This is a genomic window from Rothia similimucilaginosa, from assembly GCF_029850875.1.
Lineage (GTDB): Bacteria > Actinomycetota > Actinomycetes > Actinomycetales > Micrococcaceae > Rothia.
Genome location: NZ_JAOVAM010000003.1, coordinates 101,067 through 115,279, shown reverse-complemented (window position 1 = coordinate 115,279; position 14,213 = coordinate 101,067). Strand labels below are relative to the sequence as shown.

Sequence of the window (14,213 nt, the reverse complement as noted above, 5' to 3'; positions counted from 1 at the left end):
ATGTGGAGCGCAGAGCCAATAAACATGCTTATACATATATGTGCATAAATCTATTTGGTAATAAGGCATAGTTGGTAATAAAAAAGTTTGAAATGAATAATCATGCATAGCTCCTGCACAGCTTAGTCATGACTGGCACAGAGAATAGGCCGGCATTCTAGAGACATGAACAACGAACAGAACATGACTCAGAACATTGACCAGACCACCCAGACCGCGGCAGAACAAGCTAACGCAGTACAAACCGCTGCAGAGCAGAAGCTAGCCAAGAAGAATCTCACTCGTCGAATCTTTATCGGCGGCGGCCTCGGTGCACTCGCAGTAGTCGGCGGCGGTACGGGGTGGGCATACAACCGCTACCTGGCAGAGCACACCGAAATCGAAGACACCACCGCCTACGAGGCGGCTGCAGCCCAGGCAAACGCAAGCGCCTCCGGCTCCGCCACCGCAGACCCCACCGAACTGACTGGCGTGAAGGTCAACGGTCAGAGCCTCACCGCTAACGAAGGCTCTATCACCATCACCTCCAACACCACCGGTAGCGGCTCGGATGTGGTCGTCTCCTTCGTAGCAGACATAAAGCTCGACAACGCGACTCTGCTGCGAAGCGCCTTCGCCAATAACAAGTTCGGCCAGAACATCATCGACACCCCCTCGAACATGGCGGCTGAACACAACGGCATCTGGGCAATCAACGGTGACTACTATGGCTTCCGTACCACCGGCATCGTGATCCGAAACGGTGTTGTCTACCGTGACTCTGGCGCACGTGAAGGCTTCGCCTTCTACCGCGACGGCTCCGTCAAGCTCTACGACGAAACCGCAACCAATGCCCAGACCCTCGTCAACGAGGGTGTGTGGAACACTCTCTCCTTCGGCCCCGCGCTGGTCAAGGACTCCGCAATCGTCGACGGCATCGACAGCGTCGAGGTGGACACCAACTTTGGTAACCACTCCATCCAGGGCAACCAGCCGCGAACCGGTGTAGGTGTGCTCGGCACCAATCACCTGGTCTTCATTGTGGTCGATGGCCGCTCCACCAACTACTCGCGTGGCGTGACGATGCCCGAGTTCGCCCAGATGTTCAAGGACCTCGGCTGCGTGAGCGCCTACAACCTGGACGGTGGTGGCTCCTCCGCCATGGTCTTCAACAATGAGCTGGTCAATCGCCCGCAGGGTGGCACCAAGGAACGTGGCACCAGCGACATCCTCTACATAGCAGGGAGCGCATCGTGATTATCCTGATACCCGCCTATAAACCGGACCAATCACTAGTCCGCTTTGTCCGTGCCCTGCGTGAACAGGATCCGGATACAGAAATTCTCATCATTGACGATGGCTCCGGCAGCACCTATGCGCCAATCTTTACCGAACTGCGTATCGACGGCGTGACCGTGCAGGCCCACCCGGTCAACAAGGGTAAGGGTGCGGCACTGCGCACCGGCATCGACTGGGTGAAAGCAAACCGTTCCGGCGAGGTCATCGTCACCGCCGATGCAGACGGCCAGCACCTACCCCGGGACATCTTCCGTGTGGGCGTGCGCACCGAAACCGCAGCGGCGGCAGGCCAGATGAGCATCATCCTCGGCGTGCGTACCAAGCCCGACCCAAACGCCGGCGAAGAAGGCACCAAGGTGCCGCTACGCTCCAAGATTGGCAACAGCGCAACCGTAGGCTTCTTCGCCCTGGCGACCGGCGCCCGCGTGGCAGATACCCAGACCGGTCTGCGCGGCTTCACTCCGCAGATTCTGGACTGGCTGCTGCAGATCCCCGGCGATAAGTACGAGTACGAGTTCTCCATGCTTCTGCGAGCAACCCGCGCAGACGTGGAGCTGGTGCAGGTACCTATTGTGAAGGTCTACGAGCCGGGCAACCCGACCAGCCACTTTAGGCCTCTGCAGGACTCGGCGCTCATTTACGCGCCGCTGCTTGCCTTCCTGGTTTCGTCTTTCCTGACCGGCTTCCTCGTGGATGCTATCGCCTTCTTCGTCCTGATGGGCATAGGCGCTCCGCTGCTGGCAGCCGTGATTGGTGCCCGCGTCATCTCGGCGCTAACGAATTTCACCGTCAACCGAATGCTTATGCATGACGGAGGTGCATGCCCCTCCGCATCCTCTTCGCTGGTACGTTACACCGTGCTGGCGGTGGGCATCCTCGCAGTCAACGCGGCTCTGATGGAAGCTTTGACCGGTCTGGGGGCGTCCCTGCTGGTCACCAAGATTCTGACCGAACTGATTCTAATCCCGATCAGCTTCGCGGTTCAGCGCCGCTGGGTCTTTCTACCTACCCAGCGTCAGAAAAATACGCGAGAAAAGACTCAATCAATCGCCACCTCTTCCGGTTTGCGTGCGGTGAGCTACGAGTCGGCTCGCATGGAGGCTGCCGGTATTCGTGCCGGAATGCCCGCCTCCTAGGTAGGTCCCTAGCGGCTAGTTCACTAGAGGCTACCTACAAAACTTCTCCCACCCATCAGTCGTGAGGATAGGTGGGAGATGCAAGCTGCAGCATCAAAAGCGGCAGCGTTCTGTTCACGAAAAGACCCCGATGAGAAAACTCAACGGGGTCTTTGCGTATGTGAGCGCTGGAAGCGGCAAGGGGGTTGGTCATCCACTAACATAAATGCACCTTTTAGAAAATATCTGCATTCTTTGTGTATTGGCTTGTGAGGAGCGAATAGAAAAAAGAAAATGCATATCACTGCATTGATATATATTTTCTCTCAGCCTGTGTGCGGGAGTTCTTTGGAAGTAGTTTATGTGGTGGGATGTCGCTATCCTAGTATCTTTTCCTATGTGTGAAGCGGCTAAAGCTCGATAGTGTGGCGTAAATAATAAGATTTTTATTTCACGTAAATGCAAATAAGGAAATGCCTGGTTGAGCTATTCTCCTGGGCTTGAAGTAAAGATTTAAGTTTTACTTATCTTTACATAAAGTGACCTGCATCATAAAGGTTATTTTATTCATAAAGTAACCCAAAAAGGGTGATAGAGTATCTCACGGTACGTACCCGTGCATGCATATTGTGAGCTACCCTCAACAGCCGCACAAGCTACAATGCAGACACCACGCACCACAGCGCCATGCATCAACCACCCCGCACAACAGCATCTACCCACAGAGACATCTGCCCGGCAGATGCGTGCGATGAAAACACCGCACAGCGCTAACACCCCACTCTTCCGTATTCACTCGTACCGAGTACACACACCTGGCTCTGCGCCCTCAACGCAAGTCGGCAACGCTACACCGCATCGTGCGCACCCGGTACCACTCACCTCAAGGACGTCCATGTTTCGCATTGCTCGCCCCTCCCAGGCACGCTCCTCACAGCGTTCCCTGCTGAGCTTCGTCACCGCGACCTGCCTGCTCTCGGTAAGCGTGATCCCCGCCGTGGCGGCACCCACCGCGCAGGCTCCCCACCCTAAGGCATCTGCGACGGCAGAGGCATCTAATACTGCCCAGATCTCCGATACTGCGCAGTCCGCGCCCGTGGCATACAACCGCTTCATCATCACCTACACCGATGAGGCGAAGAACGCCGCCTCCGCCGACGCCGCTGCAGACCAGATTGACTGGTCCGCAGCTGCGGGTACCCAGCAGGCAACCTGGAGTGACGCACTCTACGCAGGCATCACCTCCGATGTGCAGAGTATCGACGAGCTGCTGAACATTAAGACCAGCTACGTCCGTTCCACCGCACTGGATGCCAGCGTAGTCACCACCTCTTCGGAGCTCACCCCGGCTCAGGCGCAGCAGTATATGAACGCCCTGAGCACGAACTCCAAGGTCGCCTCCGTAGTACCCGATATGCGCCGCTACGCCACCGTGGATCACACCTCGGAAACCATCAAAATCAATGACCCGAAGATGAACCGCATGTGGTCCCTCACCGGTGAGAACGGAGTCTCCGCGCTGGAGGCGTGGGGCACCACCCGCGGTAAGGGTGTGACCGTGGCGGTGCTGGACTCCGGTATCACCGCTCACCCGGACCTGGACGCTAACGTGCTGCCCGGCTATGATTTCATCGCCGAGTCGGCGTTCTCCAACGACGGTAATGGCCGCGACTCCGACCCGACCGACGCCGGCAACTGGACCGTAGACAACCAGTGCTTCACCGGTTCGAAGGCAAGCCCTTCCGACTGGCACGGCACCCACGTGGCGGGCACTATTGCCGCTATTGCGAACAATAACGAAGGCATTGCCGGTGTGGCGCCCGAGGCGAAGATTGTACCCGTGCGCGTTCTGGGCGCCTGCGGTGGCTTCGACTCAGACATCACTGACGGCATTATTTGGGCTGCTGGTGGTAGCGTGCGTGGCGTTCCCGCAAACCAGAATCCCGCCCAGGTCATTAACATGTCCATCGGTAGCGAGGGCACCTGCACCACCCCGTACCGCCAGGCGATTGCTCAGGCAAATAAACGCGGCTCCATCGTGGTCGTCGCAGCCGGTAACAACAGCTTTGATGCCTCGAAGTCCAGCCCCGGCAACTGTGAGGACGTCATCAACGTGGGCGCAACCGATAAGAACGGCAAACGTTCCTACTTCTCCAACTACGGCTCCCGCGTGGACGTGAGCGCACCCGGTGGCGACCGCCGCTACTGGGGCGGCGGTATTCTCTCCACCCTCAACGCTGGTAAGACCGCTCCCGGCAAGGCTGACTACGCCGAGTACCAGGGCACTTCCATGGCGGCACCGCACGTTGCTGGTATTGTGGCGCTCATGAAGGCGGTCGACCCGAAGCTTACTTACGCTCAGGCGAAGAAGGCTCTGCAGTCCACCTCTCAGGGTGTTGAGTGCGACCAGTCCGCGTGCGGTTCCGGCATTGTGAATGCAGCACGCGCGGTTCAGCGGGTTCGTTCCGATCGTGAAGCTGCGGAGGCTGCCGTAGCTGAGGCGGCACGCAAGAAGGCTGAAGAGGACGCTAAGCGTCAGCAGGCCCCCGCACCGAAGGTGATCCCGGCTCCTAAGGCTAGCCGTCCGGTGACCCGCCCGTCCCGCCCGGTTAGTCGCCCCTCCTACCCGTCGCGTCCGCGTTACCGCCACACTCCGCGTTACCGCTCCTGGTACGGTGCTTCTGTGAACACCTACCCGAACAATGGCTATCTTGGTTTCGCGACCGGTAATCGCCACTAGTCATCTCCGCCAGTTGAGTTAGAGTTTAGATACGAAAGGCCCCCGATGAGTTCTCTCATCGGGGGCCTTGCTATACCGGCGGGGCGAATATTATGAAGAATCACCCCGGCAGTGCGGCTAGTGCTTTTCTTCGGTCTCGCGGGCTTCTGCACCGGGTTGGTGACCAGCGGCTCATCCTGGATGATGGGCTCGGTGTCACCATTCAGGTCGTAGACCTGGGCATCTCGGGGATTTCCAGTGCGGGGGCGCCAGGAATCCGGTCGTAGTCGTCAGCGAGGTTCCACTGCTTGCTGTACTGCGGGGCGTACCCGGGGCTGCCGCGGTGGGGGTGTTAGGGCGCGCTACACGCCGAAGTATGGAAGCCTCATCTGGTTCTCCTGATGTAGGTGTGTTGGTGCGGACTGTGTGATGTGTATGGATGTGTTCGGCCTATTTTTTGGTTTGGTTTTACGGGGCGGCAAAGGGCTCTGTTTTTGGGTGTGCTGAAGTGCTGAAAGGGGTGAGGGAATAGCGTTTTTGACCCTTTTTACGTACCGGAAGAACTCTTTTTCGATGGTGTGTAACGTACATTTCTAAGGTATTACTTCAAGGTGAGCTTTAGGGATTTTTAGAGCAGTTTTCGTGGGTTAATGTGTAGAAAATTAACCTATCTAGGCTGAATAGTGCCTAATCATTGAGGGTTTATGTAGGTGAGGCTTGAAAGTTTGGGTGTGTGAGGTGAACTGCATGGTGCCACTGAAGGGTGGGGTGATAAGTAAATGTTTTTAACACTGTGATGTAAGCACTCAAATGCATTAAAAATGCGGTTGATATTAAAAGATAAAAACCAGTCAAAATACGCCTGAAATTAAATAAAAAGCTGACATCAAACACGCCAGACAGCGCCCCCTGCCTGCAGGCACACAAAAGACCGGGGCGGCCACCGCGCATGGGTGACCGCCCCGGTCTGTAGAAATCATTAGCACCAGCAAGCTGGCGCTCGCTGTCTACTAGAGAAAGCGTCCTTAGGAAGCGTAGGAGCCCAGCAGGCGAACCGCGCCGCCGTCCACGCCCTTAGCGCCCTGAACGTAATCGGGGTTGTTAGCCTCGGGCTCGCCGGCGGCAACAACGTCACCCATAATCCAGGAGGGGATGCCGCGGTCGTTCAGGCGCTTGGTAGCAGCCTCAGCCACGGAGGGGTCAACGATAGCAATCATGCCCACGCCCAGGTTTAGGGTACGCTCCAGATCGGCCAGGGGTACGTTGCCCAGCGAACCAATCAGGGAGAAGATTGCGGGAATCTGCCAGGTGGAGCGGTCCACGCGACCCTCCAGGCCCTGGGGCAGAACGCGAGCCAGGTTAGCTGCCAGGCCGCCGCCGGTCACGTGGGAGAAGCCGCGCACACCGCTACCGGTGGTGCCGTCCTCACCGTTGACGGGGAATGCTGCCGCCAAATCCAGGCAGTCTGCCGCGTACACGCGGGTGGGTTCGAGCAGCTCTTCACCGATGGTGCGGCCCAGTTCGTCCACCTGACGCTCCAGACCCCAGCCGGCAACGTTCAGGACCTTACGGACCAGGGAGTAGCCGTTGGAGTGAATACCGGAGGACGCCATAGCGATCAGTACGTCGCCCTCACGCACGCGCTCGGGGCCGAGCAGTTCGTCTGCCTCGACCAGACCGGTTGCTGCGCCCGCAACGTCGTACTCGTCCTCTGCGAGCAGGCCGGGGTGCTCAGCGGTTTCGCCGCCAACCAGGGCGGTGCCAGCCTGTGCACATGCGCCAGCGATACCGCGCACAATGTTAGCGATACGTTCGGGAACGACCTTGCCGGTAGCAATGTAGTCGGTCATGAACAGCGGCTTCGCACCGCAGACGACGATGTCGTCCACGACCATGCCTACCAGGTCGTAACCGATGGTGTCGTGAATATCGAGTGCCTGCGCGATAGCGACCTTGGTGCCCACACCATCGGTGGAGGTTGCCAGGTAGGGCTTGCGGTACTTGACGAGCTCGGAGACGTCGTACAAGCCCGCAAAGCCGCCCACGCCACCAACTACGGAGGAGTTGTGGGTCGCCTTGATAGCGCCCTTCATCAGCTCAACGGCGCGATCGCCAGCCTCTACGTCAACACCTGCGCTCGCGTAGGTTACGGTGGTGGTGTTCTCGCTCATTAGGATTCCTTCGGGGTAGTGGTAGCGGAGGAGTTTGCGGGGGTGCGGTCCTGCTCCGTGAGCAGTGCCTCGAGGTCGGCGTCGGGGCCGGGGTTGCACATGCCCATACCGGCATCGTCTGCGGCAACCTGTACTGCGGAGGGGTCGAACTTCGTTTCGAGAGTATCGGTGCCTTCGCGGGTATCGATGGAGACTGCCTCAGCATGCTCAGGCTTGGAGGGGACGGGGCGCTCCACGGTCACCTCAGCCGCCTTACCGGCGAGGGGGCCGCCATTGCCCTTCTCCGTGGAGTCGAAGAGGGACTTGCCGCGTCGTTCCTCACTCGGCAACTCAATCGGGTATTCGCCGGTGAAGCATGCGGTGCACATGTTTTCGGCGGGCTGCTCGGTGGCTGCCATCATGCCTTCCTGGGAGATGAAGCCGAGCGAATCGGCACCCAGGGAGGATGCGATTTCGTCCACGGACAGGCCGTTCGCAATCAGCTCCGCGCGGGAGGCGAAGTCAATACCGTAGAAGCAAGGCCACTTCACGGGCGGGGAGGAGATGCGCACGTGCACTTCCTTCGCGCCAGCTTCGCGGAGCATACGCACGAGGGCACGCTGAGTGTTACCGCGAACAATGGAGTCGTCAATAACGACGAGGCGCTTGCCGGCCACCACAGACTTGAGCGGGTTCAGCTTGAGTCGAATACCGAGCTGGCGGATAGTCTGCGAGGGCTGAATGAAGGTTCGGCCCACGTAGGCATTCTTGACCAGGCCGTTACCGTAGGGAATGCCGGACTCTTCGGCGTAACCAATAGCAGCCGGAACACCGGATTCGGGAGTGGGCATGACCAGGTCAGCTTCAATAGCGTGTTCGCGGGCAAGCTGACGACCCATCTCTACGCGGGATTCGTAGACGCTACGGCCGGAGATGGTGGTGTCCGGGCGAGCGAGGTAGACGTACTCGAAGACGCAACCGGCGGGCTTAGCTTCTGCGAAACGCTGGGAACGCAGACCGTTCTCGTCAATGGTGATGAACTCGCCGGGCTCCACTTCACGCACGAAGGACGCGCCGACAATATCAAGTGCCGCGGTTTCGGATGCGACAACCCAGCCACGCTCCAGACGACCGAGCACGAGGGGGCGTACACCCTGCGGGTCGCGTGCAGCGTAGAGGGTGTGCTCATCCATGAAGGTGAGGCAGAAAGCACCGCGCAGGGTCGGCAATAGGTCGAGTGCTGCTTCTTCAAGGGAATCGAAGTCATGCTCTGCCAGTAGAGCCGTAACGAGTGCGGTGTCGGTGGTGTTACCCTGAGCAAGCTCACCGTGCTTGGGGGGCTTGCCGCCGTTCTTTTCGAGAATACGGTCGTAAAGGTCAGCGGAATTGGTGAGGTTACCGTTATGCGCCAGGCAGAGCGTGCCGTGCGGGGTGGTACCGAGGGTGGGCTGTGCATTAGCCCAGTGGGATGCGCCGGTGGTGGAATATCGGGCGTGGCCGATAGCGTGGTCGCCGGGCATGGAGCTGAGGGTGGCTTCATCAAAGACCTGGGAGACCAGTCCCATATCTTTGTACACGTGGATGCGTTTGCCGTTACTGGTTGCGATACCTGCTGATTCCTGGCCGCGGTGCTGGAGTGCGTACAGGCCGTAGTAGGTTAGCTTTGCCACGTCCTCGCCGGGAGCCCAGACGCCGAAGACGCCGCAGGCGTCCTTGGGTCCGTGGTCAATCGGATCGAGGTCGTGAGTGAGTTTTCCGTCGGGGCGAATCAATTCACTTCTTTTCGACGTTGGGACTGCGGATGCGTCTGTGCAAGCGCAAGATGAGGGCGTGTTGCCGCACTCACACCTGCCCGTGTGTGCCGTAGCATACACCAGACCTTTAAAAGTGTACCGGGTTTCGGAGCCGATGCGGTGAAGGATACGCTAAATACCTCAGGATGGACCACTAGAACAGGCACCAAATACGCCAAATCACGAAGACTGCGTGGACCTGCTGGCTCGTAGCAAATTCTAGAAGAGCGGCAACAAACCCGAAAGATCACTACGCTCACCCGACGCATCGAGCGTACCGGCACCTACCGCCTGCGCCCACGAACAGGCACCCAGAACCAGTGCCGCCCACACGAGCGGACGCGCCTCCACCACGGACGGGGGAGTGCCGCGCGTATGTCGAGGACCCGCCACGCACTGGGTCACACCCAGCGGGGGCACACGCACCTCCACGCTATTGCCAGGGGCGAGGGTTGCCAGCTCCTCCAGGGTGAAGCGCACAAAGGTCGTACGCACTGAACGGGGGAGAGCGGCAAACGCCTGCTCTACCTCGGGGCTGTTCAGCAGGTACTCACCTCGGGCATGCACATCTGCAAGCTCACCGACTGCCGCACACTGCGCCTCAAAGAAGGCACGCACTTCGTGCACCGCCGCCATGCCCGCTTCCTCGCTGGTCTTACGCCGAATCGCCACAACTAGTTCCCTTCCGGGGCGCTGGGAGCCAGATTCTCGCGGGTAAAGAGCTCCTCGTGCACACGAAGCTCGCCCACTACAACCGGCTTGCCATCCACATAGCCGCCGGTCACCGAGCCAACCACCAGCGTGAGTAGGCGCTCGCATTCCTCGGCGCTCAGGTAGCCGCCAGCAGCAAGAGCACGCAGAGCCACGGCGTACATGGCGCGGTGCGAACCGTCGCTCATCTTTACCACCACGGACGCGCCCGAACGCAGACCAATGCAGAGCACGCCCTCCGCGCCGCCCTTGACGATTGCGTCCAGCTCTTCGCTGAGCACGGTGTCGGGGGAGCCGGGTGCCTGGATCAGTTCGGGGTAATCCACCATGGCGGTAGCGACCGTGGAGGCGCGCGCATCCGCCCCGAGGTTGCGGATTGCCGAGCCGAGGGTTGAGTAGGCGCGTGCGGCACCGACCAAGGAGACGGCGTGCACGGGTGCGCCACATCCGTCAACGCCGATGGCGGCTACCGGCTCGCTGGTGAACGCTTCAATTTCTTCGGTGATGACCTGCTGTAGCGGGTGTGCGGGGTCGAGGTAGTTGTGCAGGATCCAGTTCTGCGAGCCCTCTTCGAGGTCGCCACGCTCAAGCTTGGCGGTGCACGCCCACAGGAATGCGGCGTGCTTGCCGGAGCAGGGGTGCGCCAGGGCAGTAGCAGCGAGGTTCGCCTGAGTCATTGCCTGGCGTGCCTGCTTATCGGCAGGGAACATGGGCTCGAGTGCCAGGTTTTCCGGGGTGAGCGGGTTGGTTTCGGTGCTGCCCTGGGTGAGTACGTCCTGCACGGCACGCATCTGCTCGAAGGTGCCGCGGTGCGATCCGCAGGCGATGGCGACCTGGGAACCGCGCAGGGGTGCGCCCGCCTTCATGGATCCAATGGCCTGCAACGGTTTGGCGGCGGAACGGAGGAAGAATGGTTCGTGAATATCACCGAGGGCAAGCTGCACATCGCCATCGGGGCTGAGGAGGATGAGGCGGCCGCGGTGTCGTGCCTCAATGAGGTTGTTGCGGGTGAGTTGCGCGAGTTCTACGTCGAAGGCGCTGCTCTGGCAGGTGGTGGGAGTGGTTGCCTGTGGAGTGGTGCTGTTGGTCATTCTTCTAGTTTAAGGGGTGTATTGTTCTGCCTTATGTGCGCGGTTTTACGTGTATAAGGCGGCTCAGAATGGTATCCCCGCAAATATTTCCGTGCAGAACGTTGCCTGTAAGGGCGGGGCGGATTCATCCTTATTTTTGTATGGTTACGTGATATTTTTGGGCTGGCAGTGAGCTATATGCGTGATATCTCTCATGTTGATCGGTGGTATTTAGCATGGGGGAATAGAATATTCGTGGAGTATGCCCGTAGAAGTCTGCGCATGCCTCTCAACATGGGAGCGGCCCCTTCCTAACGCCACGTATCCTGGTGCCACCCAGAACAGATTCTCCCATCATCTACGTCTCCACTGTTTGCGAGAACGACAGCCTCAGATAATACGCACATTAAATCATCAGGAATAGGTAACTTTATGGCAGAGCGGAACTACTCTTCTTCCACCACCCCTAAGAACACCGCAGAAAAAAACGGCATGAGCGCTGAATCTGAATTTCACGCCAAGTTTTTCCCCATTCTCGCGCGAGCTGCTTCGATTGCTGCCGTGCTCATGTATGTCTTCTACTTCCCGCAGATTATCGGTAACCTGAACGGCCACAAGGGCGACTGGATTCAGCCTCTGGTAGCCGCTATCAACTGCACTCTATGGATGCTGTACGGCCTGTGGCGCCCCAAGAAGGACATTCCAATTGTCATCGCTAATGCCCCCGGTATTGTTTTTGGTGGTCTTGCAGCTGTGACAGCATTGGTCTAACCCGAATCAAAGCCACCTATGTTGTGGTGAATACTCACCTGATGCGGTTCTTCTCTGATAGGCATTCTTTTGAGCGTGCCGTTCGATGAGAAGAGCCGCATTTTTAATGTGCCCAGCTCACATTTTTAGTGTGATAGCGGGTACCCTGAGTAGCATGAAGGTTTTGGTACTGGGCCCCGGCGGCCGCGAACATGCAATTATCCGAGCGCTTCTGCGCGACCCTGAGGTAACTGAGGTGCACAGCGCCCCCGGCAATGCCGGCATCGCCCAGGATGTTCCCGTCTACGCAATTAATGCGAATGACCCCGCTCAGGCAACCGCCCTGGCACGTGAGCTGAACGCCGACCTGGTTGTTATTGGCCCGGAGGCGCCCTTGGTCGCAGGTGTTTCTGACGCACTGCGTGAGGCGGGTTTTGACGTTTTCGGCCCCTCTGCAGCTGCTGCACAGCTGGAAGGTTCCAAGGCTTTTGCAAAGCAGGTCATGGAAGAGGCTTCCGTGCCGACTGCTCGTGCTTACGTGGCAACGAATGCCGCTGAGGCGCAGGCTGCCCTGGACGAGTTCGGTGCGCCCTACGTGGTGAAGGACGACGGCCTGGCTGCGGGTAAGGGCGTTGTGGTGACCGAGGACCGCACCGCGGCACTGGAGCACGCTCAGGCTTGTTTCAACGCTGGCGGCACCGTGGTCATCGAAGAGTTCCTGGACGGCCCCGAGGTGTCCCTCTTCGTCATCTCTGACGGTAAGAATGTTCTGCCGCTGTCCCCGGCTCAGGACTTCAAGCGCATTTTTGACAACGATGAAGGCCCGAACACCGGCGGTATGGGCGCCTACACCCCGCTCCCTTGGCTGCCCGAGGGCTTCGTGCAGGAGGTTGTGGAGAAGGTTGCCCGCCCGACCGTGGCTCGTATGGCTGAGCGCGGCACCCCGTTCGTGGGCGTGCTCTTCTGCGGCCTGGCCGTGACCAGCCGCGGCGTGCGCGTTATCGAGTTCAACGCCCGCTTTGGCGACCCGGAAACCCAAGCGGTTCTGGCGCGTCTGCGTACCCCGCTGGGTCAGCTGCTGCGTGCGGCTGCTCGCGGTGAAATTTCTGAGGGTACCGAGCTGGATTGGGATCCCCGCACCGCAGTTGACGTGGTCATGGCTGCCGAGAACTACCCGGACACTCCCCGCAAGGGTGACGTCATCTCCGGTCTGGATGAGGCGAACGCTCTGGAGGGCGTGCACGTGATTCACGCGGGCACTGCCGCATCCGAGGAGGGTGTGCTGACTGCTGGCGGTCGTGTGCTGGCTGTTGTTGCTCTCGGCGATGACTTGGCTGCTGCCCGTAACGCTGCCTACGAGGGTGTTCGCGCTATCTCTTGGGCTGGCGCACAGTACCGTACCGATATCGCGTTGAAGGCTGTGGAGAACCGCATCCACATTCCCGCTCCGCGTAGCTAAAACCTTAATGTGACCGGCTTCCCCGCTTGAGGGTGGGGGAGCCGGTCGCTTCTTTGCCTCAAGATTGTGCCGTATTGATGACTGATGGCACTATCGGTAGCCGCGCCTGTCGCGGTATTGTAATTACACAGACTTTTTGCATCCACATCACACCACCTCATCAGGAGAAATTCTCATGACTTCTCGTTCTAACCCCGTGGAAATCCCGGGCTGGACTCACATTTATTCCGGCAAGGTCCGCGACCTGTACGTTCCGAATGAGGAACGTTTTGACGCTACCGGCTTGACCGTCAATGATGACGCTGAGCTGCGTGCCGGTTCGGTCATGGTTGTTGCCTCGGACCGTATTAGCGCTTTTGACCGTATTCTGCCTACCGAGATCCCGGATAAGGGCAAGATTCTGACTCAGATGTCCCTGTGGTGGTTTGAGCAGCTCAAGCAGGTCCCGAACCACGTGCTGTCCACTGACGTTCCGGATGTTGTGGCTGGTCGAGCTATGATTTGCCGTTCGCTGAATATGTTCCCGGTGGAGTGCATTGTGCGTGGTTACCTGACTGGTTCGGGTTTGGCGGCGTATAACGAGACCGGTGAGATTGCTGGTGTAAAGCTGCCTGCGGGTCTGGTGGATGGTTCCCGCCTGGACACCCCGATTTTCACTCCGACCGGTAAGGCTGAGGTGGGTGAGCATGATGAGCTGGTGACCCGTGAGGAGCTGTACGCTGAGGTGGGTCAGCCGGTGGGTGAGCGCCTGGAGGAGCTGAGCCTGAGCCTGTACACCACTGCCGAGAAGATTGCTCGCGAGCAGGGCATTATTCTGGCGGATACCAAGATGGAGTTCGGTACCGATTCGTACCGCGGCGAAATCACCCTGGGTGATGAGGTGCTGACCCCGGACTCTTCGCGTTTCTGGGATGCGACCCAGTACGAGCCGGGTCGTGCACAGCCGAGCTTCGATAAGCAGTATGTGCGTGACTGGCTGCGTTCCCCGGAGGCGGGTTGGGACGGTTCGGATAACGTGCCGCACCTGCCTGAGGAGGTTGTGGAGAAGACTCGTGCCCGTTACGTTGAGGCGTATGAGCGTCTGACCGGCACGAAGTTCTAAACTCAATATTTCGGACCGAATAAGTCTTTGAGATAGCTAAAGGGCGGTGCCCCGGAAGGTCATTCT

10 protein-coding genes are annotated in these 14,213 nt (G+C 59.1%); 6 read left to right on the top strand and 4 right to left on the bottom strand.

Going from position 1 to position 14,213, the window contains the following annotated elements; all coding sequences use genetic code 11:
* Positions 1-165 precede the first annotated feature (165 nt).
* The 3 genes from QFX05_RS03310 to QFX05_RS03300 all read left to right on the top strand — a co-directional run bounded on the left by QFX05_RS03310 (position 166) and on the right by QFX05_RS03300 (position 5,133).
* A complete protein-coding gene (locus tag QFX05_RS03310) occupies positions 166-1,236 on the top strand; it encodes a phosphodiester glycosidase family protein (RefSeq protein WP_279740906.1) in 1,071 nt (356 codons plus the stop codon).
* On the top strand, positions 1,233-2,414 hold the full coding sequence (locus QFX05_RS03305) for a bifunctional glycosyltransferase family 2/GtrA family protein (RefSeq protein WP_279740905.1): 1,182 nt from the start codon (positions 1,233-1,235) through the stop codon (positions 2,412-2,414). Before QFX05_RS03310 ends, QFX05_RS03305 begins: the two co-directional genes overlap by 4 nt.
* 874 nt (positions 2,415-3,288) lie before the next feature.
* Positions 3,289-5,133 carry a S8 family peptidase gene (locus QFX05_RS03300; RefSeq protein ID WP_279740903.1) on the top strand — a complete coding sequence of 615 codons (1,845 nt, stop codon included), beginning with the start codon at positions 3,289-3,291 and terminating at the stop codon, positions 5,131-5,133.
* A gap of 1,004 nt (positions 5,134-6,137) precedes the next feature.
* Here the strand turns inward: QFX05_RS03300 and purM are convergent.
* The 4 genes from purM to QFX05_RS03280 all read right to left on the bottom strand — a co-directional run bounded on the left by purM (position 6,138) and on the right by QFX05_RS03280 (position 10,857).
* The gene (gene purM / locus QFX05_RS03295) at positions 6,138-7,283 is read right to left on the bottom strand and encodes a phosphoribosylformylglycinamidine cyclo-ligase (RefSeq protein ID WP_279740901.1); all 1,146 of its coding nucleotides are present in this window, start codon (positions 7,281-7,283) and stop codon (positions 6,138-6,140) included.
* Positions 7,283-9,034 carry an amidophosphoribosyltransferase gene (gene purF / locus QFX05_RS03290; protein ID WP_279740898.1) on the bottom strand — a complete coding sequence of 584 codons (1,752 nt, stop codon included), beginning with the start codon at positions 9,032-9,034 and terminating at the stop codon, positions 7,283-7,285. Before purF ends, purM begins: the two co-directional genes overlap by 1 nt.
* Positions 9,035-9,274: 240 nt before the next feature.
* Positions 9,275-9,727, bottom strand: coding sequence for a sterol carrier family protein (locus QFX05_RS03285; RefSeq protein ID WP_279740896.1), 453 nt, complete (start codon positions 9,725-9,727; stop codon positions 9,275-9,277).
* A 2-nt stretch (positions 9,728-9,729) separates the two neighbouring features.
* Positions 9,730-10,857, bottom strand: coding sequence for an asparaginase (locus tag QFX05_RS03280; protein WP_279740893.1), 1,128 nt, complete (start codon positions 10,855-10,857; stop codon positions 9,730-9,732).
* Between the two features lie 411 nt (positions 10,858-11,268).
* On the opposite strand from QFX05_RS03280, the gene QFX05_RS03275 reads away from it, so the two are divergent.
* The 3 genes from QFX05_RS03275 to QFX05_RS03265 all read left to right on the top strand — a co-directional run bounded on the left by QFX05_RS03275 (position 11,269) and on the right by QFX05_RS03265 (position 14,147).
* On the top strand, positions 11,269-11,607 hold the full coding sequence (locus QFX05_RS03275) for a hypothetical protein (RefSeq protein WP_279740890.1): 339 nt from the start codon (positions 11,269-11,271) through the stop codon (positions 11,605-11,607).
* A 154-nt stretch (positions 11,608-11,761) separates the two neighbouring features.
* A complete protein-coding gene (gene purD, locus QFX05_RS03270; RefSeq protein ID WP_279740887.1) occupies positions 11,762-13,045 on the top strand; it encodes a phosphoribosylamine--glycine ligase in 1,284 nt (427 codons plus the stop codon).
* A 175-nt stretch (positions 13,046-13,220) separates the two neighbouring features.
* Complete coding sequence (locus QFX05_RS03265) at positions 13,221-14,147, top strand: phosphoribosylaminoimidazolesuccinocarboxamide synthase (protein WP_049351957.1); 927 nt, start codon at positions 13,221-13,223, stop codon at positions 14,145-14,147.
* Positions 14,148-14,213: the final 66 nt, after the last annotated feature.